Annotated in this window: 18 protein-coding genes and 1 pseudogene; 17 read left to right on the forward strand and 2 right to left on the reverse strand. The window is 69.4% G+C overall.

Annotated features, from left to right (window positions below):
* Positions 1 to 24 precede the first annotated feature (24 nt).
* From AC069K_RS33915 to AC069K_RS33990, 16 genes are all read left to right on the forward strand, one after another.
* Positions 25 to 1134: a C40 family peptidase gene (locus AC069K_RS33915; protein ID WP_478622478.1), complete on the forward strand. Its 1110-nt coding sequence runs from the start codon at positions 25 to 27 to the stop codon at positions 1132 to 1134.
* A complete protein-coding gene (locus AC069K_RS33920; protein WP_478622480.1) occupies positions 1131 to 1772 on the forward strand; it encodes a hypothetical protein in 642 nt (213 codons plus the stop codon). The genes AC069K_RS33915 and AC069K_RS33920 overlap by 4 nt, the downstream gene beginning before the upstream one ends.
* Positions 1748 to 4363 carry an ATP/GTP-binding protein gene (locus tag AC069K_RS33925; protein WP_478622482.1) on the forward strand — a complete coding sequence of 872 codons (2616 nt, stop codon included), beginning with the start codon at positions 1748 to 1750 and terminating at the stop codon, positions 4361 to 4363. Before AC069K_RS33920 ends, AC069K_RS33925 begins: the two co-directional genes overlap by 25 nt.
* Positions 4360 to 5274: a replication-relaxation family protein gene (locus AC069K_RS33930; RefSeq protein WP_478622484.1), complete on the forward strand. Its 915-nt coding sequence runs from the start codon at positions 4360 to 4362 to the stop codon at positions 5272 to 5274. The genes AC069K_RS33925 and AC069K_RS33930 overlap by 4 nt, the downstream gene beginning before the upstream one ends.
* A 572-nt stretch (positions 5275 to 5846) precedes the next feature.
* The gene (locus tag AC069K_RS33935) at positions 5847 to 6383 is read left to right on the forward strand and encodes a hypothetical protein (protein WP_478622486.1); all 537 of its coding nucleotides are present in this window, start codon (positions 5847 to 5849) and stop codon (positions 6381 to 6383) included.
* The gene (locus tag AC069K_RS33940) at positions 6329 to 7228 is read left to right on the forward strand and encodes an ATP/GTP-binding protein (protein ID WP_478622488.1); all 900 of its coding nucleotides are present in this window, start codon (positions 6329 to 6331) and stop codon (positions 7226 to 7228) included. Before AC069K_RS33935 ends, AC069K_RS33940 begins: the two co-directional genes overlap by 55 nt.
* A 108-nt stretch (positions 7229 to 7336) precedes the next feature.
* The gene (locus tag AC069K_RS33945; RefSeq protein WP_478622520.1) at positions 7337 to 7954 is read left to right on the forward strand and encodes an SAF domain-containing protein; all 618 of its coding nucleotides are present in this window, start codon (positions 7337 to 7339) and stop codon (positions 7952 to 7954) included.
* A complete protein-coding gene (locus AC069K_RS33950) occupies positions 7954 to 8781 on the forward strand; it encodes a CpaE/TadZ family protein (RefSeq protein WP_478622490.1) in 828 nt (275 codons plus the stop codon). The genes AC069K_RS33945 and AC069K_RS33950 overlap by 1 nt, the downstream gene beginning before the upstream one ends.
* Positions 8771 to 10258, forward strand: coding sequence for a CpaF family protein (locus AC069K_RS33955; protein WP_478622492.1), 1488 nt, complete (start codon positions 8771 to 8773; stop codon positions 10256 to 10258). The genes AC069K_RS33950 and AC069K_RS33955 overlap by 11 nt, the downstream gene beginning before the upstream one ends.
* Positions 10255 to 11199 (forward strand): type II secretion system F family protein, encoded by a 945-nt coding sequence (locus AC069K_RS33960; RefSeq protein ID WP_478622494.1) that lies wholly within the window; start codon positions 10255 to 10257, stop codon positions 11197 to 11199. Before AC069K_RS33955 ends, AC069K_RS33960 begins: the two co-directional genes overlap by 4 nt.
* Complete coding sequence (locus tag AC069K_RS33965; protein WP_478622496.1) at positions 11196 to 12080, forward strand: type II secretion system F family protein; 885 nt, start codon at positions 11196 to 11198, stop codon at positions 12078 to 12080. The genes AC069K_RS33960 and AC069K_RS33965 overlap by 4 nt, the downstream gene beginning before the upstream one ends.
* Positions 12081 to 12118: 38 nt before the next feature.
* Positions 12119 to 12334 carry a hypothetical protein gene (locus AC069K_RS33970; RefSeq protein WP_478622498.1) on the forward strand — a complete coding sequence of 72 codons (216 nt, stop codon included), beginning with the start codon at positions 12119 to 12121 and terminating at the stop codon, positions 12332 to 12334.
* Positions 12334 to 12759 carry a TadE family protein gene (locus AC069K_RS33975; RefSeq protein WP_478622501.1) on the forward strand — a complete coding sequence of 142 codons (426 nt, stop codon included), beginning with the start codon at positions 12334 to 12336 and terminating at the stop codon, positions 12757 to 12759. The genes AC069K_RS33970 and AC069K_RS33975 overlap by 1 nt, the downstream gene beginning before the upstream one ends.
* Before the next feature lie 5 nt (positions 12760 to 12764).
* Positions 12765 to 13223, forward strand: a complete 459-nt coding sequence (locus AC069K_RS33980; RefSeq protein WP_478622503.1) for a TadE/TadG family type IV pilus assembly protein — start codon at positions 12765 to 12767, stop codon at positions 13221 to 13223.
* A complete protein-coding gene (locus AC069K_RS33985) occupies positions 13223 to 13669 on the forward strand; it encodes a pilus assembly protein TadG-related protein (protein WP_478622505.1) in 447 nt (148 codons plus the stop codon). The genes AC069K_RS33980 and AC069K_RS33985 overlap by 1 nt, the downstream gene beginning before the upstream one ends.
* Positions 13669 to 17130 (forward strand): LysM peptidoglycan-binding domain-containing protein, encoded by a 3462-nt coding sequence (locus tag AC069K_RS33990; RefSeq protein WP_478622507.1) that lies wholly within the window; start codon positions 13669 to 13671, stop codon positions 17128 to 17130. Before AC069K_RS33985 ends, AC069K_RS33990 begins: the two co-directional genes overlap by 1 nt.
* Before the next feature lie 358 nt (positions 17131 to 17488).
* Here AC069K_RS33990 and AC069K_RS33995 read toward each other — a convergent pair whose 3' ends face one another.
* Positions 17489 to 17866, reverse strand: a complete 378-nt coding sequence (locus AC069K_RS33995; protein WP_478622509.1) for a hypothetical protein — start codon at positions 17864 to 17866, stop codon at positions 17489 to 17491.
* Between the two features lie 328 nt (positions 17867 to 18194).
* Positions 18195 to 18986 (reverse strand): annotated as a pseudogene (locus AC069K_RS34000) (DUF2637 domain-containing protein); the annotation flags it as partial.
* 624 nt (positions 18987 to 19610) lie between these two features.
* On the opposite strand from AC069K_RS34000, the gene AC069K_RS34005 reads away from it, so the two are divergent.
* Positions 19611 to 23870: a LamG domain-containing protein gene (locus AC069K_RS34005; RefSeq protein WP_478622512.1), complete on the forward strand. Its 4260-nt coding sequence runs from the start codon at positions 19611 to 19613 to the stop codon at positions 23868 to 23870.
* The last annotated feature ends 41 nt before the right edge of the window (positions 23871 to 23911 follow it).

Raw genomic sequence — 23911 nt, forward strand, 5'->3', positions numbered from 1 at the left:
CGCGTCCGGCGGTGGGGATGTCTGATGGCGCTGCTGATGTTCGCCGCCGTGTGCTGTGCCGTACCGACGGGACAGGCGCTCAGCGCCTACGTCGCGCTGAGGACGGGTGCGCAGGATGACGGCGGGATCACCGAAGGGGGCAGCGCCGCTGACATCCCTCCCCGCATGTTGGCCGCTTACAAGAGGGCCGTCCAGCAGGTCGGGAAGGAAGCGCAGAAGTGTCAGGGCATGCGCTGGCCCGTCCTCGCCGGGATCGCCAAGATCGAGTCCAACCACGCTATGGGCAGGAACATCGCCGACAACGGCGACATCCGTCCGAAGATCTACGGGGTAATCCTCAACGGCTCCGGCCAGGGCGGCAACATCACCCCCGTTCCCGATACCGATGGCGGCAGGTGGGATGGCACCGCAGGCGGCGAGCGCGCCGTCGGACCCTTCCAGTTCCTGCCCTCCACCTGGGAGTCGACAGGCAAGGACGCCAATAGCGACGGCACGGCCGATCCGCACAACGCAGACGACGCCGCCTTCGGTGCCGCGCTCTATCTCTGTGGCAACGGGCGCGATCTGACGCAGCGCTCACAGCTCCAAGCGGCAATCTTGCAGTACAACCACTCCACCACGTACGTGAGCGAGGTGCTGGGCTGGATCGACCAGTACACCGCGGCCGCCACCGGCCCAGCGACGAACCACCTGACCGGCACGGTCCGCGCCGTCATCGAGGCCGCACTCGCCCAGAAGGGGGTGCCGTACTCCTGGGGCGGCGGCGATGCCGGCGGCCCCACCTACGGGATCTGCTGCACTCCCAGCGGCAAAAGCGGCACCGGCATCAAGGGCTTCGACTGCTCCGGGCTCACCCTGCATGCCTACGCCAGGGCGGGGATGCGCCTTCCCCGCACCGCAGCCGAACAGGCCACGGTGGGCAAGCGGATCTCCGCAAGCCTGGGCACCAGCGCACTGCGCCCCGGGGACCTGGTCTTCTACGCCTACGCTCCCGGCCGCGACGCGACGATCTACCACGTCGGGATCTATGTGGGCGGCGGGCAGATGGTCAACGCGGCCCGCCCGGGGACCGTGGTACGCCTGGACGCGGTCACCGCCATGTCCGGCTACGCGGGAGGTGCCCGGCTGCTGTGACCGCCACACCGCGCTCTTCTCGTCTGCTGGTGCTGAGCACAGCCGTGCTCGCCGTCGCCGGCGTCGCCCTGCTCGGCCTTCCTCAGGGTCAGCAGCCGCTGGCACCGGCGGCATCCCCCGCTGCTCTTGCCACCACAGATCCCTCACCTCAGGCCTCTTCTGCGACCACGGACGCGCCGGCCCGCGGTGCGCCGGCTTCGGCGCCCACCCCGTTGACACCGGCGGCCGATGAGTCCGCACTGCCGCCGCACGGCGAAGGCACGGCCAGCGACACGGCCGTCCAGCGGGCGTTGGAGGCCGCGTGGCCCTCCGATCTTCCCGACAGCGATGCGCGCGAACTGCTGGCCGCAGGACGCGCCCTCCTGCGCGCCGACGCCACCGGCATCGGCCGCGCGCAGTGGCCCGCGCTTTTCCCCGCCTCGCCGGGCCTCGCACCAGCGTTCGCCAGCGCCCGGTTCCGGATCCAGGCGGTGATCGCGCGTCGCGATGGCAGCCCGGACAAGGCCGTGGTGCACCTGGTGTGGGCCGGCACCGACCGCGGCGGCACCTTCGCCGACGGCCGTATTACCGACTGGCACTTCGCCCGTAGCACCACACAGAAGGAGGCGTCCACGTGGACTCCGCAGCCCCGTTCGTAACCGGGCAGAGCTCCGCACCGGCATCCGGGCAGTTGCTCAGCCTCGTCATCGGCATCCTCCACGCCGCAGGCTGGTTGATCACCTACTGGTGGGCTGCGGCTCTCGCCGCCGTCGCGGTCTGGGCCGGGGGCGAGGCAGTGGTGCGCCGCCTGGCACGCAAGGCCTCAGCTGAACGCATGGCACTGGAGCTCGTACCGTCGCGGCACTTCGACCCTGGTCTGGAGGAGATCTTCCGCCGGGGTGTTCAGCTCGCCCGGGCCTCGACGAGCATGCCGTGGTGGGCACCGCACCGGTCGAAGGCGGTGCAGGTCAGACTGCGCGCCGATGGCTCCAGCCCGCTGCGCTACCGCATCGAAGGACCGGCAGGCGGCGAGCGCCTGCTGTCGATCACGCCGTTCGGTCCGGCTGTCACCGTGAACCGGGCTCGTCCCCTCGCCGACAAGACCCGCACCCACGTGGTGCGGGCGGAGTTCATCCTGCGGGGTAAGCCGGCCGCACCCCTGCGCGAGGTCCCATTGGCCCCCGACCCGTTGCAGCCGCTGGTCGACGCCGTCTCGGACCTGAGGGCCGAGCTGGGGGATCTCGCCGAGATCCGGCTCGACATCCAGCGCGCCCCCAAGTGGGAACTGCGGGCGCGCCGGTGGCAGCTGATGAGCAACGCACGTCGCGCGGAGCGACAAGAGGCCCAGCGCGCCGCCCGGTGGGTACGGCAGGACGCCACCAGCATCGAGGACTCGCTCACCTGGCAACTGCAGCAACTGGCAACCGGCAAGGGCGCAGGCGGGCGCCGACTGGTCATGCCGCCCGTCCCACGCCGGGTGGACCCGCAGGAGGCACTGGGCAAACTCGCCGAGGACGACCACCTGGTGCGGGTGCAGCTGCTGGTGATGTGCGCGTCCAACACCGAGGGCCGCGCCCAGGCCAGGCTTGCGCAGCTCCAGGCCGCCCTGGATGTGTTCGGCGGCGGTTCGCGATGGGCGATGCGAGGCTGGCGGGTAGGCCCCTGGCGGTTCGGGGCGGACCGCTGGCCCAATCGCCGCGGCTTCGAACGCCGCTGGGCTCTGGGGCAATGCCAGCCACCCCGTCCGAACTGGGCCCGCCTGGAAGAGCTGACCGGCCTGCTCAAGCCGCCCACGGCGCACTGCCGCATGCCGCTGCTTGCCGGCGACCTGCCGACGTTCACGCACGGGGATCCCGAGCTGTTGCTGCAGGGGATCTACCGCAGCCCGGACGGCCGCCGGCGCCTGGTCGCCACCTACGCCAAAGAGACGCTGTTCGAGGTCGGGGTGGGCAAGGCGGGCGGCGGCAAGACAGAGCGCGCCCTCGCCCAGGCGATCGGCTGGGCGCATGCCGGCGGCGGGCTGATGTTCGTCGACCCGCACCGCGACTCGTGGCCGCGTGCCCTGCCGTTCCTCGCCCACGACCACCTCATGGAGCGGATCGCGCTCATCGACCTCAACGCCAACGGCCCGGCTCCGCAGCTCGGTTGCTGGAACCCGATCGGCATGCACCAGGGCCAGGCCGCGCACGAAGTAGTCGAGGCGACCGCCGACGCTTACGCGTCCGTGCTCGGCTGGGACGACGCCAGCGCCCCTCGTGCGCTGACCATCTTCACCGCGGCACTTGCGGTGCTGGTGGCTGTCAACCAGGCCGCCTGCCAGGCCGGGCGGCCCGAGGATCAGACCACCGTCTTTCACCTGCGGTCTCTGCTGACCGACCCGGTCTTCCGTACGGCGGCGCTCACCGCGGTGGAGACGCGCCTGGACGAGGAGACCCGCTCGTGGTGGCGGACAGTGTTCCCGACGCTGCCCACCGACGCGTTCGCCGTCGTCCTCAACCCGATCGCCCGCCTCGCCGCGAACCCCGTCACCCGGGCCTTCCTCGGACAGCCCGCCGGCGTCTACAACATCCGCGCCGCGATGGACTCACGGATGATCGTGTGGGTGTGCCCGGGCGGGAACGGGCCCACCGACCGGCTCATCACCGCGCTGCTGGCCCGGGATCTGCTGCGGGCCGTCCGCTCGCGCCGCGACACCCCCGAAGACCAGCGGGTGCCGTTCCGCGCCTACTTCGACGAGCTGATCACCCTCACCGGCGCCGCCCCCGAGACGATCGCCGCGATGTTCGAGGACTTCCGCAAATACCGTGTTCACGTCCACGGGATGACCCAGCTGCTGGGCCGCCTTCCCATGCCAGTGAGGCTGTCGCTGGTGCAGAACGCCTCGAGCTTGGCGTCGACTGCGGGCTCGCAGTCCGCCATCGCCCCGATCACCGCGGAGTGGGGCGACCGCCCCGGCCCGGACGTCGTGGCCGCCCTGGACCGCTTCGATCACTACATGTCGCTGACCGTGGAGGGCCGCCGTGTCGGTCCCGTCCGGATCACCGGCCCCCACCTCGACGAGGTGTTCGCCGACTACGCCCGCCCAGGCCAGGCCGCCGCACTGGAGCGCGCCGCCCGAGCCACCGCAGGCGCCGCCCCGCTGGGCCAGCTCACCAACCGGGCTGAAAACCAGCTCCCCCGCGTCCACGACTTCCTCACCCAGCACTCCTCCACGTCAGCCGTCCATCTACAGAAGAAGGGCTACAAGTGAGCACCGCCTTCGAGACCAGGCCCTCCGCCCATAAGCCCAGCCCGGTCGAACCGCTGCCGCATCAGCTCCTGGCCGTGCTCGGCCAGCACCGGATGGCCACTACGCATCAGCTCCACGACCTGCTGCGGCCCGGCGCAGCACGGCAGACCGTCTCCGCGCCGCTGAACCAGCTGCGCCGCGACGGCCTGGTGGACTACACCGTGCTGCCGCAGTCCAACCGGTCCCGCGCCTGGTACCTGACGAGCGAAGGCGCCCGGCTGACCCGGGACTTCCCCGCCCTGCGCGGCCGTCCCGCCTACCCCATCAGCTCAGCCACAGCAGCCTCCCTAAAGACGCCCCACACTCTGACGGTGCTCCGCACCCACCTCGCGTTCGTCGCCGACGCCCGCCGACGGGGCGACGAGCACGGCCACCTGGACTGGACACCGGAGGTCGCCCACCCTCTGAGCGACGGCGAACGGGTCATCGCAGACGCGGTCATGCACTACACCCTCATCGAGGGCGAGGAGCGCACCAAGCTGCGGGCGTTCGTCGAGGTCGACCGGGCGACTATGGGAAGTGAGCGGCTCGCCTCCAAGCTGATCGAGTACGCCCGGCTGTGGTCCTACGAGCCGCAGCCCGCCGGCCGGCCCCGCTCACGGCCGCCAGCCGCTCTCGGGGCGGTGTGGCTGCGCTGGTACCCCCTGTTCCCCAGGGTGTTGTTCGTCCTGACCGGCGCCTCCCGGTACGTCCTGGACCACCGGATCAGTGACCTGCAGGCCATGGCCGCCCAGCACCCATTGGTGGGCACGCTGGCCCGGCAGGTGCCGATGGGCGCCGCAGTCCTGGACGACCTCGAAGAGCAGGGGCCCACGAGTGAGGTCTGGGTACCACTGACGGGCGGCGGTTCGCGGCCGTGGACCCAGCTGTGACACCCCCGAAGGAGGCGGGCAAACGGCACTGCCTTGCCACTACGCGCCACACCCTTGAAGTTTGCGTACGCGAACATATATCTTGCTGCCCTAGCGCAGAGAACCCGCAAAGACACGCCATGCGAGACCGACGCTAGAGGTTCTCATGCGCCTGACCCTCTTACTGAAGTTCGCACTCACGAACAGCCAAAGAGAAGGTGCGGCCGCCCGAGGGCAGCGCGGCCGGGAACGGAGGTCCACGCGGGCGGGTTCACCGGTGGATCTCCCGCCCCATGACACACATCTACAGGCAACGTGCCGTTGTCCTACAGGGCGCACTGGCGATCGACATCGGGTTCCCAGTGTGACCGGATACAGCCTGCGTTGTACGAGTGAACTCCGGTATCAAGATGGGAAGTTGGCTGGCATATGCACAATCCCACGATCCCGCAAACGCACTGCCACAGCTGGATCTGGCGGCAGTTCCGCACCGCCGCATGCCGCAGACCGAGGGCGGCTGGCTACGGCACCCCGTCGTACGAGGAGACAACGTGACAGCTACACAACGACGCTCTTCAGGACTCCCGAAGCACGTGACCGCGCTGATCGCGGCCAGCAGTCTGCTGGCACTTGCCGGATGTAGCGACAGCGGACCGGACACGTCCTCCAAGCCGAACCCCACCCCGCCGGCCGCCTCGCCATCCCCCAACTCCACTACCAGTGCCGAGGACGACGCGGTCATCGCGGCATACACCAGCTCCTGGGAAGCGCATACCGCGGCCTACGCCAAGGCCTCCTCAGCGGGCACCGACTTGAAGAAGAACACCACCCTGAGGGCACTGTTCGATATTGAGAGCAGCCTCTCGGCCATGCGAAAGGCCGGGCAAGTGACCACCGGCAAGCCAGTTATCCATCCGAAGGTCGTCAACGTGACCAGTGGAAGGATCTCCAAGGCAACGCTCAAGGACTGCGTCGATACGACGAACTGGATCCTGATCGATAAGGCATCGAGGAAGCCGGTCCCATTGCCCACGACGCGGCTCACCAAATACGTCAGCACCGCAAGTCTTGAAAAGTGGGGGAAGACGTGGATGGTCACGAAGTTGACCGCTCAAGAGCAGTCCTGCTGATCCCGTGCCTCGCCGTACTCATCGGCGCCCTCGTCCTGGCCTCATCCGACGTCGCGCATGCCGACGATGATCCAGGAACGAGTGCCGGCGAGTGCCACGTGGTCGAGTTCTGCGTCGGCGCCAGCGACGGGGACGAGACTGGCGGCAGCGGCGGCCAGGCAGGCCGTTCCCATGGCGCGAGCGACAGCAGCGACAGCGAGATGCAGTGCCGTTACAACAAGGTCGATCCGAAGCCGCCCAACGAATGGCCGGGCTGGAAGGGCGCCGACCCTAAGAAGAACGACGTGTACTTCTACGGTTGCACGGACAGCGGCCCAAGCAACCCAGATGGCTTCGTGGTCGTACCGATAGGCCAGCCGCCCGTGCCGCAGATCGACCCGCGGGCGCTGGCACAGCGGGCGGCGGATTCCATGACCTTGCTCGGTCCCGACATCGCCAGTCCGAGGGCGAGCGGACGCTACACGGTGGGCGTCCCGATGTGGATGTGGGTCAATCAGAGCGCGACGACCTATGGGCCGAACACTGCGTCGGCCACGGCGGGCGGTGTCACCGTCACCGCGACCGCGAAGGTGTCGAAGATCGTGTGGGCGATGGGCGACGGCTCCGTTGTGACGTGCAACGGCCCCGGCACGCCTTACGGCTCTTCGCAGGGCATGGCCCACTCCCCGACCTGCGGACACCTGTACTCCAAGACCTCCGCCGGTGCTCAAGGCGGCAAGTTCCCGGTGACCGCGACCTCGACGTGGCTGATCAACTGGCAGGGCGGCGGACAGGCCGGCCAGCTCACCGAGGTCAGGCAGACCAACGCGCAGGTGGCGGTCGGCGAAGTGCAGGTCGTCAGGTAACGCAGCCGGAAGGACACAACGGTGAGCAAGACCCAACGTGCAGATACCGCCCGCTCGAATGGAGTCCCCCAGCAGGGACGGGCTGCTGGGCCGGTGGCCCCGCCCCGGGTGTCGGCGCGCAGACGGCGGCCAGGGATCATCGCCTTGTCTGTGGCGCTGATCGCCACGGGGGGCGCCGGCGTTGCCGTCCTGCTGCTTCAGGTCGGTCACCGCACCGACGTGGTAACCGTGGTCCGCGACGTCCAGGTCGGCCAGGTCCTCACCGAGACAGACCTCGGCAAGGCGTCCGTCGCACTGGACCCGGCCGTCAAGGCCGTGCGCGCCGACGATCTGAAGTCGGTGGTGGGCAAGCGAGCTGCGGTGGAACTCAAGCCCGGCTCCCTGCTCGCCCCCACACAGGTGACGAAGGACTCTCTGGTGCAGGCCGGCGAGTCGCTGGTGCCGATCGGCCTGGAGCCCAAACAGATCCCGGCCACCGCTCTCGTGCCGGGACAGAAGGTTCAGCTGGTCCATGTCCCGGCCCAGGGCGCCGCTGACACGGGCAAGGCGTCGGATGCCGCTCCGAAGACCATCGACGGCCGGGTCGTGAAGGCCTCTGGCGCCGCGCCCGGCACGGGGATCGTGGTGGTCGACGTCGCCACCTCCGCTGCCTACGGCCCCACGGCCGCCGCATGGGAGGCGGCCGGTGCGCTGCGCCTGGTCCTTGCTGCTCCGGACGGCCGCTGATGGCTGTGATCGCGCTCGCAGGCTGCAGCGGAGCACCCGGCGTGACCACGAGCGCCCTCGCCCTGCTCCTGTCGTGGCCGCTTGCAGCGGACCGCAAGATGATCCTCGCGGAGTGCGACCCGGACGGCGGGGCCGTGCTGCACGGCCTGCTGCAAGGCACGCTTGGCGACCGGTACGGGCTGCGCAACCTCTCCGTCGCTGCCCGCAAGGGCGAGTTCAGCGACGCCTTCTGGCGGCAGCTGATCGACCTGAGCAGTGACGACGGCACGCAAGCGTCGCCGCGTGACCGGCTGCTGCTGCCCGGTGTCACCGACCCTTCCCAGGCGGCGAGCCTGGTCTCGGTCTGGAAGATGCTGATGCAGATGTTCCGCGGCATCGAGGCAGAAAGCGGCCACGACGTCCTCATCGACCTGGGCCGCAGAGGGGCGTACGGGCCCTGCGGGGTCATGGTCGAGCAGGCCGACGCCGTGTTCGTGGTGGTCCGCAACACCCTCCGCTGCCTGCAGGCAGCAGAGGGCCGGGTACGCGCGTTGGAGGAGTCCGTCGGTGACATCAGTGTGCTGATGATCAACGAGGGCCCGTATCCCGCAGGCGAAGTACAGCGCGTTCTGCAGGTGCCCGTGATCGCCACACTCCCGTACGCGCCGAAGGACGCCCGCGTGCTGTCCGACGGAGCCGAGCAACCACGTCACTTCACCCGCTCGTCCCTGATGAAGGCCGCGGCGACGGCGAGCACCTTGCTGGCCCAGCACGCCGCCAGGCGCCGGACCCGCCTCGATCCACGCGGCTTGGGTACGGCAGACGGGACAGTGACCCATGCACGCTAGGCCCCTGCACCCCAACCCCACGGTGGCACCGCTGCCGCACGCACCGAGGCAGCCGGCCAACGGCACGCCTGCACCTGCCGGTGCTGCCTCGAGTGCACATGCGCTCGGCACGACAGCGGCCGGGGCCACCGTCCCCTACCAAACGGCCCGCACCATTGCCTCCCAGGTCGCCAAACAGCGCGAGGAACTGCTGAAAACCACGCCGGGCATGGACCGGGCCAGCGAGGAGCAGCGCTGTCTGGAGTGGATCAACGAGGCCGTCGCGCTGTGGTCGGACGCCCAGGCGATGGCGCCCCAGGAGGATGAAGCGCTGCGGCGCGCCGTCTATGACTTGTTGTTCAGGGCGGGGCGCCTGCAGCCATATCTGGACGATGAGCGGGTGGAGGACATCATCATCCAGGGACCGGATGAGGTGTGGCTCGACTACGGCGACGGCAAGCGCCACCGGGTCGGAGCGATTGCCGACTCTGAGGAGGAGTTGCTCGAGCTGCTGCGGGAGCTGGCCCGTGGCTCCGGGCACAGCGAGCGCACCATTTCCACCGCGAGTCCCACTCTCGCCTTGTCCCTGCAGGACGGCTCCCGTCTGCAGGCCATCACCGGGCTCGGTCCGATGACGTATGCGGTGATCCGCCGGCACCGCGTCGCTCACGCCGGTCTCGACGACCTCGTGACGCTGGGCACCATCGACTCGGTCCTGCGGGAATTCCTCGGCGCGTGCGTACGCGCCGAGAAGAATGTGATGATCGCGGGGAAGCAGAAGGCGGGGAAGACCACGCTGCTGCGGGCCATGCTGCGCGAGTTCGACCCGGAGTGCCGCTTTGCCACTGTCCAGACCGAGGACGAGCTTTTCGCCCACGCCAACGGCTACCACCGCCAGGTGGTTTCCCTGGTGGGCCGTGAGTCCAACGGCGAGAAGGACGCCGCAGGGCGCGGCGCCGGTGAGGTGACGCTCCTGGACTTGATGCATCCCGCGCTGCGGATGTCGCTGGACCGGATCGTGGTCGGCGAGGTCCGCGGAGCGGAAGTCGTCGCGATGATGCAGGCGTTGACGAACGGGTCGGGCGGCAACCTGTGCACCATCCACGCCCGGCGCGCATCCATCGTGTTCGACCGGATCGCCGAGCTGTACGCGCTGGCTCAGGGGAATTTGTCCGAGCAGCTCGCCTACCGGCAGACCGCTAACGGCCTGGACTTCGTGGTCTTCATTGACATGACCGATGAGACACAGATCGGTGGCCGTCGCCACCGCTACGTCTCCCACGTCCTGGAGCTGACCGGGATCGGTGAGAACGGCCGGCCCGCCACGAACGAGATCTTCTCCCCCGGCACCGAGTTCGGCGAGCTGCGGGCGGTGCCGCGGATGGAGCCGGGCTGCATCGACGACCTGCGCCGTGTCGGCTTCGACTCCAGCCTCCTGCAGCAGCCCTACGGGGCGTGGAGCGCACCACTGGCACTGAAGGTAGGGGTGCGCCGATGACGCTGACGTTTGTGTGGGCCGTGTTGAGCGGCACGGCCGTCGTTGGCGGCCTGATCGGCATCGTGGCGGGCATCGTCGGGACCGCGGCGCCGCGCCGGGCCCCCCTGCGGCACCGGTGGCAGGCCCTGCGCGGCGGCGGGACCGAGAGTGCACGGCTGCGGCAGGGCACGCTGGCGGTTGGTGCCTTCGTGGTGTTCGCGGGTGTGTGGCTGCTCTCCGGGAACTTCGTCGGCGCCCTGCTCCTGGGTGCCGCAGTCATGGGCGTGCCGTGGCTGATCACCCCGGCGCAGATGGCCAAGGAACGCATCGGCCAGTTGGAAGGCTTGAGCGAGTGGACGCAGCGCCTGGCTGGCCTGCTCCGTCTGGGCATGGGCCTGGAGCAGGCGATGATGACCAGCCGCCAAGGCGCGCCTGAGGAACTGGCATCGCAGATCAATGCTCTGTCCGACCGGCTGCGTCTGGGCTGGCGCCCGGAGCAGGCGCTGAGGGCGTTCGCCGGGGAACTTGACGACGTCACCGCGGACAAGGTCGTCGCCGCGCTGATCCTGTCGGCGGGCGACCGCGGACCGGGACTGGCGCAGGCACTGGAGGACCTGGCAGGTACGGTCCGCGACGAAGTCACCCGTAAACGTTCCATCGAGGCAGACCGGGCAAAGCCACGCACCACGGTGCGGTGGATGACGATCATCACCGTGGGTGTCGTCATCGGCGGGTTCATGGTGCCGTCCTATACGAGGCCGTACACCACGCTGCTGGGGCAGCTGGTGCTGGCGTTCTTGGTGGCCGGGTTCGTCGCCACGCTCGCGCTGATGCGGCAGCTGAGCGCCTTCCGGCGCATCCCGCGTTTTCTGATCAGCGACCCCACGAGCACCGTCCGGCTGCCTGCGCCCGCGCCGGAGCCGGACCTGCCCGTCGCCGGGCTGGCAGGAGTTGAGCGGTGAGCCTGCTTCCCGTTGTTCTGACCGGCGGCACGGTCGGCGCCGGCGTGGCGCTGCTGATCCGGGAACTTCTCCTGCCTCAGCCCGCGTTGGCACCGGCCCTGAAACGCACTGCCCCCGCTGCGCTGGCGATGCCCGAGCCGCACCTGGAGCGGGAGGAGGTCTGGGGCCGGTGGCTCCTGGCCCGCCTGGAGCGCATTCCGGGCGTGCGGGTCCCCACGACCGCCCTGGCCCTGCTCGGACTGGGGCCGGGCCAGTTCATGCTGAAGAAGACCGCGCTCGCCGCAATGGGCCTGCTCTGCCCGGTGATCGCGACCATTCCGTGGATCATCGCGGGCGCCGGCCTGCCGTTCTATGTGCCCGCAGGCGCCGGACTCCTCGTCGCGGCCCTGCTGTTCATCACGCCCGACCTGGCGGTGCGGGACCAGGCCAAACGGGCACGGGAGGAGTTCGCCCACGCCCTGTCCGCCTACCTGGACCTGGTCGCGCTCAAGCGGGCCGCCGATGCCGGGCCCGCCGAGGCGCTGGAGAAGGCCGCCGCAGTCGGTGAGGGCTGGCCTTTTCTCTTCCTGCAGGGCGCGCTGCGCCGAGCCCGCCTGGAGAAGATCCCGCCGTATCAGGCGCTCTCGGAACTGGCCGCGCAGTACGACCTTCCTGTCCTGGACGACGTCGCCGACATCATGCGCGGCAGCGCCACCGACGGCGCAGCCGTCTACAAGGCACTGCGGGCCCGCACCGCCGCACTCAACGCCGAACTGCTCGCCGATCAGGGAGCCGAAGCCAACGCGGCCAGCGAGAAGATGACCGCCCCGGGAGCCCTCCTGGCCGTCTTGGTGATGCTGCTGATGGCCTTCCCCGCGGTGATCCGCATGCTCACCGTCTGAGCCTCCTACTCATTCAACACACCGAAAGGCAGGGAAACATGACGTACCTCGCAGCCCGCAGCCGCCGTGCTGTGCTCCGGCTCACCACGCGCGTGCAAGAAGGCCTCCAGGAGGCTGCGCGCCGGCCGGACCGGGGCGACATCTCGATTACGACCGTCATCATCTGGGTGGCCGCCGTCACCGGTGCCCTCCTGATCGCCGGGACCATCGCCGTCGTGATCGCCAAGTACAACGGCAAAATCGGCGGCCTGTGATGAACCCACCCGCCCGGCTGACGCAATGGTGGCAGGGGCGACGGTGGCGCGAGGACCGCGGGGACACCAGCATCCAGATGGCGATCGTCTTCCCCCTCGTGCTGCTCGCCACCGCCGCCGTCATCCAGGCCTCCATGTGGTACTACGCCCGGCAGATCGCCCTGACCGCCGCCCGCGAGGGCCTGACCGCCGCCCGCGCCTACCAGTCGACCCCAGCCCAGGGTGCGGCCCAGGCACGCCACGTGCTGGGGCGCACCGCCGGTGACAGCCTGCGCGGCTACAGCGTCGCGGCCAGCAGCGACGGGCAGCGCGTGCGGGTGCGGGTATCGGGAACGGCCCTGTCGATGATTCCAGGAATACCGGGCCTGCGCATCAAGCAGGCGGCATCCGGGCCAGTAGAGCGCTGGACGGTCCCGGGGAGGTGAATCACGTGCGATCCATTCCCCCTCCTGCCCGCAACCGCCATCTTCACGGTGATGAGGGCAGCGCCGCGATCGAGGCGGCCATCATCCTCCCGTCGCTGATCATGTTCCTGTGCCTGGCGGTCGCGGGCGGCCGGATCGTCACCTCCGGCGCGAAGATCGACGCCGCGGCCCAGGACGCGGCGAGGGAGGCATCCATCCACCGCACAATCGCCGCCGCCCAGAGCGCCGCGCAATCCGCGGCCGCCGAATCCCTCGACGACCAGGGGATCACCTGCGCATCGACCGACGTCACCGTCAACACCGGTGGTCTCGCCGTGCCCGTGGGGCAAGTCGGCACGGTCACCGTGACCGTGACCTGCACCGTCCATCTGTCCGACCTGCTGCTGCCCGGCGTGCCAGGAGCCAAGACGATCACGTCGACGGCGACCTCCGTCGTAGACCGGTACCGACAGAGAGCTGCCTGATGATCGTGCTTCGGCCGGTGCAGACACGGTGCGACGACCGCGGAGGCATCGCTGTGTTCGTTGCCGTGTGCGTCGTCGCGCTGATCGGCATCATCGGCCTGGCCGTCGACGGTGGCAGCAAGATGCGCGCCACCGAACGCGCCGACTACATCGCCGGCGAAGCCGCCCGGGCCGGCGGACAGGCCATCGACCCCACCGGCGCCATCAACGGCACCGCGATTGCCGTCGATCCGCAGGCGGCAGCCGCCGCCGCACAGGCCTACCTGAACTCAGCTGGGGCCACCGGCACCGTCAGCGTCTCCGGGAACGGCAAGACGCTGAATGTCACGGTCACCGGCTCCTACACCACGAAATTCCTGCCCGTGGTCGGGATCGGCTCCTTGTCGGTGACCGGCCACGGCAAGGCCACCCTCCTTCATGGCGTCACCGCCCCCCAAGGAAACTGATGCACTCCACCACCCGCTCCGCAGCCGCCGGCCGCACCCTGAAACGGGTCCTGTCGGCCGTGCTCAGTCTCTTGGTCCTGACGGCGGTCATCGCAGGGCTGCCGCTGCTGCTCATCTGGGCTACCCCGGTCATCTGGGCCGCCACCCACGATGACCTCGCCCACCTCCTGGACCGGCAGGACACCGGCGGCCTGTTCGTGCTCGTGCTCGTACTCATGGCCTGGACCGGGTGGGCGCAGTTCACGTTCTGTGCCGCACGCGAGCTGATCGCGCAGGTACGGGGCCGGACCTGGCATGCCCCACGTGGGATGGGCGCCCCGCAGCGCGCCGCAGCTCTCCTGATCGGCAGCATCCTGGTACTGCTGCCCACCAGCTCGGCCCTGGCCTCCGATGCACAGGCCGCACCGGCCACCATGGCGAGCCTGCTGCCTGGCCAGGCAGACAACAGCGGCCAGAAGGCCGACGCCGACCAGGTCTCCCCCGCAACCTTGGCTGGCACACCGACGTCGCCCACGTACACCGTGCGCGAGACGCGGCCGGCGGAGAGCCTGTGGGGCATCGCCGAACGCGAGCTGGGAGAGGGCGAGCGGTGGCGGGAGATCGCGCGCCTGAACGAAGGCCGCCCCATGGTTGACGGCACCGTCTTTCGCGCGAACAGCTTTCTGCAGCCCGGCTGGCAGCTGAAGATGCCCGCGGCCACCGCCGCTCCAGGAAGCGTCCATGCGCAGCTGGGTGACGGTCCGGCGGCTGTCTCCGAGGACCCCGAGCATGTCGTCACGGTCCACTCGGGTGACTACTTGTCGAAGATCGCACAAGAGGAACTCGGCGACGGCGACAAGTGGCCCGAGCTGTTTGACGCCAGTCAGGACAAGCCGCAGCCAGACGGCCTGCCCAAGATCACCGACCCCGACCGGGTGTACTCGGGGCAGCAGGTCACCGTGCCCGGCGCCCGCCCCGCGCATCCCGGTCCGCCGCAGCGCGGCGGCGACGACGGCGATGGGTCGGGCAGGCAGGCCACCCCTGCCCCGACGCCGAAGACGCCCGGCGCCCAGCAGACGCCGGGCGGTGACGCGCGGGATGCGCCGGCTCCGGGCCGCGGCACGGCAGGAGCGCCAGCGTCGCCGGCCCCCAGCGCAGCGAGCCGCCGTCCCGCCGAGCCGCCCCGAGAAGCACAGAGCCCCCCTTCCACTGCTCCTTCAGGAAGGCCGCAGCCGGGCAGCAGCGCCGCCTCTGCGTCAGGGTCGCCGGCACCGTCCAGTTCCGCTGCCCCCTCCCCCGCCGCCACGCCGTCACAGACACCGGTGTCGCGGTCTGAAGGCCAGCAGGACCTGCGCACGGTCCTGGGGGCCGGCGCCCTGCTGGCGGCTGCGATCACCGGTGCTCTTGCCCTGCGCCGCACGCTGCAGCGCCGCCGCCGCAGGCCCGGCGAGACGATCGCCATCGCATCACAGACGTCCACGGCTGAGGCGCAGTTGGCGGCGGCCGCCGAGCCGGGCGGTGCTGCCCGCCTCGACGCGGCCCTGCGGACGCTGGCAAACCAGGCGGCTCGGGAGACGGACGCGATCCTTCCTCCACTGCGGGCTGCCCGGATCGGTGCCCGCACGGTCGAGGTGCTGCCCGAGCATCTCACCCAGGACCCTGCGGCGCCCTTCGCCACCGGGCAGGACGGATGGTGGGCCCTGCCCTCCGATGCCGTCCTCCTGAAGGAAGAGGACACCGATGAGGTGCCAGCACCGTACCCGGGGCTGGTCACGATCGGCAGCACCGAGACGGGAGACCTCCTGCTGCTCAACCTCGCGCAGCTGCCCGCGCTGCTGCTCGACGGCAACCCGCTCCACATCACCGAGGTCTGCACCTCCCTCGCCCTGGAACTCGCCATGAGCCCATGGGCAAACGAAGTCGAGGTCATCACCGTGGGGTTCGGCGAGGACTTGCCGCATCTGCTGCCCGCCACGCGGATCGCCCACATGCGCCAGCCCGCCCACGCGCTGCGCGATCTGGGCGAACGCCTGCTGGAAGCGCATCAAATGCCGGAAACCCAGCACCAGCCGTATCTGCTGCTGTGCGCCTCCTCCCTGGACGAGGACACGGCCTGGCAACTCGCCGACCTCATCGGCCGGGCAGGGACCGTTCCTGTCACGCTGATCGCCCCGGCGAACACGGCGGCCGCGTCCTTCCCCGAAGCGGAGATCCTCAACGCCTCCCTCAACGACCCGCAGCACCTCCACTGCGTCGGCACCAGCATCACGGTGCAGCGCCTGGAGCACGCCGCCTACATGCAGATCATCACAGCCCTGATGGTGTCCGGGCAGCCGCCACACCCGGCCGAGGGACCCTGGCAGAACATCCCGGACGAGCCCGGCTCGATGCCGGAGCGGAATCAGGCAGCGCGTGAGGAATCCACCGCGCCGGCCTCCGCTTCACCCCCGTCGCCTGCGGCAGCTACGGAGGCAAGCGGCGAGGCCTTCCCGGCCCTGCTCGCCGCCAGCACCGATCCCTCCGGGCTACGTCTCCTCTCCCCCGCCGCCCCATCGCCCAGGCCCGGCAACACCCCGGGCCCCGGCAGCAAGACAGCAGAACCGCCGGCTGCAACGCCCCCGGCCGCTGCGGCCTCCGCCGACGCGCCAGAGGCCGGCACCGCTGACGGCCCCAGGCACGCACACACGGAACCCACGGCCCTGACAGGAAAAGACACCGAGGCACAGGACCTGCACGCTCCGGAGATCCGGGTCCTGGGGCCGGTTGAGGTGAGCGGCGTGGACAGCACCGGCCACGGCCCGCGCATCGCACAGTTGGCCGCCTTGCTGTACTTTCGGCCCGGACGCCACGCAGATGCCCTGTGTGTGGACATGGACCCCCTCAGCCCGTGGTCGACCAGCACCCTCAACGCGCGGATGCGGGGCCTGCGCAGCTCCCTGGGCAGCGACTCGTCCGGCACTCTCTATGTGCCACGCCGCAAAGCGAGCCAAGACCCCTACAAGCTCGCGGCCGGCGTGCGCTGCGACTGGACGCGTTTCCTCCAGCTTGTCGAGCGCGCACTGCCGCTGGGCCCATCCGGGCTCGTAGACCTGGAGAAGGCGCTGACGCTCGTGCGCGGCAGGCCCTTCGGTGGCAGGCCCCTGCCGTGGGCCGAGCCCTACCAGCAGGAAATGACCACCCGGATCATCGACGTCGCGCACACCATAGCCACCTACCGCATCCCCCACGGCCCCCAGCACGACCTCAGCGCCGCACACCGGGCCCTGGTGACCGGACTTGAAGTAGACGACTCAGCAGAACTGCTCCACCGGGACATGATCCGGCTGGAAGCTGCACGCGGCAACCGCTCCGGACTGCACACCGCCATCGCCCGCGTGCAACAAGTCAACCGCACTCTCGACTGCTCACTGGAGCTGGAAACCACACAGCTCATCAACGAACTCCTCAACAGCCCAGGCACAGCCGCACACCAAACCCCGTAGAAAGCAGTGCACCCGCCAACGGCCCACGCCCACATACGTGTGCCACAGGCCAGCGGCGACCTTCAGGGCGACCGGCGCGGCCTCCTCGACGGCCTTGCTCTCCACGGTGGCGCAGGTCCCTGCGCGATCCCAGCGCCGGGGCGCGCAGCGAGCCAGGCGGCGAAGGTGCCGCACTCGCGGCCGGGCAGGAGGTTGACTCCATACATCTTGCCCGGCCGCGAGTGCGGCACCTTCCCTGCCTCAGCGATGCGCCGTGCGGCAGCAGGCTACGTCCTGCAGGCAGGCCAACCGATCATCGATGTGCGGGCAGAGAACGTAGAACGAAGAGCAGACCTGGGGAATTTCGCACCGATCCCCATCAGGGTGTTGCCTCATTCAAATCGAGCGAGACGACCCGGTAGCGGCGTCGGAAGCCGGACACGAACTTCTCCACGTCGCCCTGTACGAGCGGCCGCCTGTACTGGCCGCTGACGCCGCGGCGGGCCAGCTCCTCAACAACCAGACGCATCTCAGGCTCACTTCCCGCCTTCATACGCTCCTGGGCCCAGACTGTGTAGATACGGAACTCCAGAAGGTAGCGGCGCAGGCTGCCGGGCGGGATGGGCGCAGCGTTCTTGCCCAGGACGCCCCTGCCTGCCAAATACTCAGAGAGCTGCACCGCAGTGGGTTCCTGCTGGTGTTCATCGAGGTAGGACTCCCAGGCCAGGTAGTAGCGATCCGGAATGGTCAGCGTCAAGCTCCTCGCTCCCGCCCGGAATATCTGTGGTGTGGCCGGTGCCAGCGACAGGCGGAGCCGAACCCGGCCCGGCCGCGGCCCTGGCGTCGGCCGGCACGGATTCCCCTTCGCGAGGTCCCGATACCGGCACAGTCTCCGCTTGCGCTTCAGCCGCCTCCACCACACCGGGGTCCTCTGGCGCAGTGGCCGGCGCGGCAGACCGCTCCAGCGGATCCACGTCCGTCCCTGGACGGGCAGCACTCCGCTGCGGCACCGGACCCTCACCTGCCAAGTCACCGCGACCTGGCCGGGTGAAGGGCGCCGCCGCTGTGATGTCCAGGCCCTCGACGTATCCAGGGCCGTGCGTTGCCCCGTACACCCCCTGGGACAGCTGCCGCGCCGCAAACCACGGACTCCCGACCGGAACGACCTCTTCCGGAGCCGGAGCGGGAGCGGGAGCCGGAGCCGGAGCGGGTTGGGCCTGCTGCTCTGGGGCGTACCCCTGCTGCGGCACCGGCATCGGCTCGCCCTGCGGCTCCGGCTGTGCGGCCGTCGGGAGCTCGACCGGCTGCGGCGTCGCGCTCACCACCGGCGTCACCGGCGGCGCCGTCGGCAGCAGCGTCGGCTCGATCCCGGCGGCGGCGAGCCCCGCAGGTCCCGTCTCGGCCAGCGGGACGCCGAAGCGGGCGAGCCGCAGCGGCATCAGCGACTCCACGGGCGCCTTGCGGCGCCACCCGCGGCCGTACCGTGCCTGGAGCCGGGCACGGTAGACGAGCCGGTCCTGCTCCAGCTTGATGACCTGCTCGTACGAGCGCAGCTCCCACAGCTTCATCCGGCGCCACAGACGGAACGTCGGCACGGGCGAGAGCAGCCAGCGCGTGAGGCGCACGCCCTCCATGTGCTTGCCGGCGGTAATGTCCGCGATCCGCCCGACCGTATGGCGGGCCGCCTCGACGGCGACGACGAACAGCACCGGGATCACCGCATGCATCCCCACACCCAGCGGGTCGGGCCAGGCCGCCGCGCCGTTGAAAGCAATCGTCGCGGCGGTCAGCAGCCACGCCGTCTGCCGCAGCAGCGGGAACGGGATACGGATCCAGGCCAGCAGCAGGTCCAGCGCGAGCAGCACACAGATCCCCGCGCGAGCGTGCTCGCCATCGCTACGCCGGTCCGGTCCGGACGACTCATCGTCCGGACCGCCGCCTGGCTGGAACTCCACGTGGCCGCCCACCAGCCGTACACCGCCGCGACATTCATGATGCCGCTGGCATGGCACCCGGGACCGACGACCGCAACCGCCGTCCGTCGGTCGGCTGGCCCATGCCGGGAGAACCGGATGTGCCCGGCCAACCTGCACTCCCTACGCTGCGTTCCCACCGCGCAGGTAAGCGCAAGGTAAAGATCTGTGAGTGAACAGTGCACTGCAGGGTGTGCCAACTGCATTAACGCGTGAGGCGTTTCGCAGTCGGAAGGTACCTCCGAAACGCCGGATTTCAGGGGTAGTTGGCTGTCTTGCATTGGCAGCAGTGATTACTTTTTGGTTGCTCAAGGGAAGCGATGGCGGCGCTGGGGGCGCCCAGCTGTGTCGTGTATCACCGTTGACCGCGGGGGCTTGGGTTCCGTTTGATTCGGTCACTTGTGTTTTTTCTTTGTGGTTCCTGTGGGGGGAGCGTCAGTGTGGGGTGGGGACGGCCGTCGTGCCGTGAGACAGGTCCGGCGTCATGGGGTGGCACGGTGGGCGGGGTGGGCTGCGGTATCGGGGCTCATGCTCGCCGCGGCGCAGCCGCTGACGGCCGTGGCGGATTCCGCAGTACCTGGTGATCCGAGTGACCAGTCGGTGTCGAGCCGCAGCGGTGCGGATCCGCAGGAGACGCCCGAGTCACTGGCGGTGACAGAGGCCAGGCGCAGCGGCAAAGACGTGAACGTTCCATCGCTACAGACTGAGACCAGCGATGTGGTGGCCAAGCCGGATGGACGGCTTGCCGCGACGATTCACACGAGGCCGGTGCGTACCCGTAAGAACGGTTCCTGGCGGGCCATCGACACCTCTCTGCGCACCACGGGCGGTGGCACGGTGGTACCGACGGCGACGCTGGTTGACATGGAGTTTTCCGGCGGCGGGACGCAGCCGCTGGTGCGGATGTCGAGCGCCGGCAAGGAGGTGAAGCTGACCTGGCCCAAGCCCCTGCCGGTGCCGGTGATTAATGGGAGCACGGCCGAGTACCGCTCGATCCTGCCGGACGTTGATCTGCGGATGACCGCCACCGATTCCGGATTCGCGCAGCTCATTGTGGTCAAGACGCCGGAGGCGGCGAAGAATCCGGAGTTGGACGAGCTGAAGCTGGGGATGTCCAGTGCTGACCTGATGGTGCGCAAGGAGACGGACGGGTCGCTGTCGATGGTCGACAAGGCGGCCGGGGGCGCGGTGTTCCAGGCGCCGAAGCCGATGATGTTCGACTCCTCACCGGGCCTGACCGATGGCTCCGCAATGTCCGCCGCCCCCACTGGGCGGCTCAAGTCACTTGCCGCGCCGAAGAATGCCCCGGTCCCGGTGGACGCACCGGCGGCTCATGCGGCGCCGGTGGAGGTAGCGGTGCCCGCCGACCAGAAGTCGCTGGTGCTGACCCCGGACCAGAAGCTGCTGGATGCTCCGGGCACGGTGTTCCCGGTGATGATCGACCCGGATGTCCGGGCGCCGCGGGCGGTGGGCTGGGCAGGTATCTCCCGGTACTGGTCGGGCACCTCGTTCTGGAAGTTCTCCGGGGACTTCGGCATGGGCTACTGCGGGGATGAGGGCCGGTGTGTGCCGGCCGATGTGAAGCGGGTGCTGTACGCGATCCCGGTGCAGGGTCAGGCTTTCGTGGGCAAGCACATCCAGGACGCCAAGTTCCGGGCATGGAACTCACACTCCTGGAGCTGCACCGCCCAGCCGGTCGACCTGTTCCTCACGGGGCGCGTCAATTCCAACACCACGTGGAACAACTCCAGCTCGATGGGATCCTCGTCGTTCTGGAACAAGTACCTGGCGACGCGCAATGACGCGTATGGCTTCAACGGCTGCGGAGCCGGATACGTGGAGTTCGAACCGGCAGGGCTGCGTGATGCGGTGCAGTCGGCCGCTAACCGCAAGGCCGTGGACCTGACGCTGGGGCTGAAGGCCGGCAGTGAGAGCGCCTCGGCGTATGGGCAGTGGAAGCGGTTCACTGACGACGGATACCTGCAAGTGTTCTACAACCTGCCTCCGAAGCGGCCTGAAATGAAGGACCTCTCGTCCTCGCCCGGCGGTGTCTGTTCCTCGACCACGACGCCGATCACGAAGGTGCCGCAGGTGTACGCGCGAGTATGGGACCCGGATCAGGACACCATCGGTGTGCAGTTCGCGCTTGTCTGGGACACCGGTTCCTGGTATTCGACTGGAAGTGCGAACACCCCGCCCTCATCGAACGCGTTCCGGGCATCGGGATCGACCTTCTCTCTGCAACTGCCGTCCGGGACCCCGCAGAACAAGCCGGTCGGCTGGGCGGTTCGGGCCTGGGACGGCGCGGAGTGGGGGCCGTGGAGCTGGGACGGTGATCCCACCGGCTGCTACTTCACTATCGACACCAGCAAACCCGCAGGACCTGTGACCACTTCGTTCGACTTCCCCGGATCGCACGATGCACAGGCGGCGCTGGCGTGGACGGACGGGGTGGGGCGTTACGGCACCTTCACCTTCACCACCGCCTCCACCGATGCAGTGGCCTACCAGTGGGGGCTGGACCAGCAGCCCGCGGCCGCCCAAGAGGTGGCCACCAGCGGAGGAGCCGCGCGGTCGGTGCGGGTACTCATGCCGAGCGAGGGACCGCATACTCTGACGGCCCGCGCGAAGGACGCGGCCGGCAATGCGGGTGAGACCACCACGTACTACTTCAACGTGCGGCGCGGGCAGGCACCCCGGGCCGGGTGGGCGATGAACGACACAGCCGGTAGCGGGCGCCTGGCCTCAAGCCCGGCTGCGAACTTTCCCGCCACTGTCACCGGCGGCACCCTGGGCGCGGCCGGACACACCGGCGGCGCCGTGGCCCTGACGGGCGAAGCAGCAGCGGACGGTACGCCGAAGAACTACCTGTCCACCCAGAGCGCGGTACTGGAGACGGACCAGAGCTTCACGCTGTCGGCGTGGGTGAATACCACGGACGTGACAGCCCAGTTCCAGTCCGCAGTGAGCCAGAGTGGCGTACACCAAGGCGTGTCACTGGGTTTGACCGGCGGGAAGTGGACCATCAAGGCGCCGACGGCGGACAATGCCATCGACTACGGCTGGTACACCGCTTCCTCCGATGCCGTCCCGGTGGCCAACCAGTGGACGCATCTGGCCGGGGTGTACAACGCACCCGCCAAAACCCTGACTCTGTACGTGAGCGGCAAGCCGTCAACTCCGACCTCGGGTGTGAGCCTGTGGTCGGCGCGCGGCGCGATGAACTTCGGCCAGCTGCGCTGGCGCGACACCTACACCGATCCGTGGAAGGGCTTGCTGGACGACGTCCGGGTCTATGACCGGGCACTGGGCCTGGCGGAGATGACAGACCTGGCGGCCGGCCGCCAGGTCAGCACCGGCACGGGCGCGAAGGCGGCGTGGTCGCTCGACGAGAGCGGCACGACCGCTGACGGCACCTCCGAGACCAGCGACCTGACGACGACCGGCGACCTGCGAACGGGCATCGCCGACGGCATCGAGGACAAGGCCGTCCGCTTCGGAGCGGACGGATACGCCACCACGTCCCGTCCGCAAGTTGACGGCACCCGCAGCTTCTCGGTCTCCGCCTGGGTGCGCCGTCCGGCGCTGGCCGCAGGAGACTCCACCGCCAAGGTGGCGATCAGCCAGCCCGGTGTCCACCAGCCCGAGTTCTCCCTCTACTACTCCCCCTCTTACAAGAAGTGGATCTTCGGCCGGTCCACGGAGGACTCCTCCGCCGACACTCTCGTGCGCGCGGTGCAGCCTGCCTGCACCCCCGGGAACGGGGTGCCGTGCTTCGGCGCCACGAACAACGAGTGGACGCACCTGGTGGGGGTCTCGGACGCGGTCACCCACAAGATCCGTCTCTACATCAACGGCTACCTGGTCGACGAGAGCAACTACACCCAGTCCACGCCGTGGGCGGCGCCGAAGCCACTCATGATCGCGGGACTCAGCCGGGAGGGAACGCCCGCGGAGTTCCTCGGCGGTGACCTCGACGACGTGCGCGTCTTCGACCGAATCGTCACCGGCGACGAGGCCAGGACCATGGTCCAGCAGCGTCCTCAGCTGGCGGCCCGGTGGAAGTTCAACGCCGCCACCGCGACCGCTCCGCCGGTCTCGCCGGAGGACCGCCAGATGTTTCCCGCCTCCCTGTACGGCGGCGCCAAGATCTCCACGACACTGGACGGGGCCCGGGTCGGTATCGGCACGCTGACGCTGGACGGGACCAGCGCGTATGCGCAGACCAGCTCGGTGCCGTTGGACACGGGACAGAGCTTCACCCTGGCGGCCTGGGCTCAGTCGGCTGCGCCGCCCAACCGGGACATGACCGTGCTCTCCCTGGGCGGCGACAAGGGTCCAGCCGTCACCGTGCGCTGGAAGTTCCTGCGTATGAGCGACGACCCAGTCAGCCCCGGCAACATTGGGGAATGGCAGGTGGAGACCGTGGATGGTGCGGCCAAGCATGCGGTCGCGGTGCACACCTTCGACGGTTCACAGAGCGTCGGCAGCTACTGGAATCATCTCGCGATAACGTACGACGCCTTCTCCAATGAGCTGGCGCTGTATGTCAACGGGCAGCGGGAGAACGAGATCTGCCCCGACGGAGATACGGGCTGCACCCCGCATGTCTCGTTCACCTCCGCGGCTCAGCCGGTGAAGGCGACCCAGCCGCTGCGATTCGGCCGCAACCTGGACACCGTCGCCAACAAGGACTGGTTCTCAGGCCAGATCGATGATGTCTGGGCCTACCAGGGCGTCCTGAGCCCCGCCGGGATCACACAGCTGGCACAAGGCGACGAGCTCTGAGCCACACAAGCCTCGCCAATTAGGCGATCAGGCCTCCGGTT

It is taken from the genome of Streptomyces sp. NPDC043908 (assembly GCF_056435525.1).

Coding starts and splice junctions, on each gene's coding strand:
- AC069K_RS33915 (WP_478622478.1), top strand. CDS start 25: ATGGCGCTGCTGATGTTCGCCGCCGTGTGCTGTGCCGTACCGACGGGA.
- AC069K_RS33950 (WP_478622490.1), top strand. CDS start 7,954: ATGGCTGTGATCGCGCTCGCAGGCTGCAGCGGAGCACCCGGCGTGACC.
- AC069K_RS33955 (WP_478622492.1), top strand. CDS start 8,771: ATGCACGCTAGGCCCCTGCACCCCAACCCCACGGTGGCACCGCTGCCG.
- AC069K_RS33960 (WP_478622494.1), top strand. CDS start 10,255: ATGACGCTGACGTTTGTGTGGGCCGTGTTGAGCGGCACGGCCGTCGTT.
- AC069K_RS33970 (WP_478622498.1), top strand. CDS start 12,119: ATGACGTACCTCGCAGCCCGCAGCCGCCGTGCTGTGCTCCGGCTCACC.
- AC069K_RS33975 (WP_478622501.1), top strand. CDS start 12,334: ATGAACCCACCCGCCCGGCTGACGCAATGGTGGCAGGGGCGACGGTGG.
- AC069K_RS33985 (WP_478622505.1), top strand. CDS start 13,223: ATGATCGTGCTTCGGCCGGTGCAGACACGGTGCGACGACCGCGGAGGC.
- AC069K_RS33990 (WP_478622507.1), top strand. CDS start 13,669: ATGCACTCCACCACCCGCTCCGCAGCCGCCGGCCGCACCCTGAAACGG.
- AC069K_RS34005 (WP_478622512.1), top strand. CDS start 19,611: ATGCTCGCCGCGGCGCAGCCGCTGACGGCCGTGGCGGATTCCGCAGTA.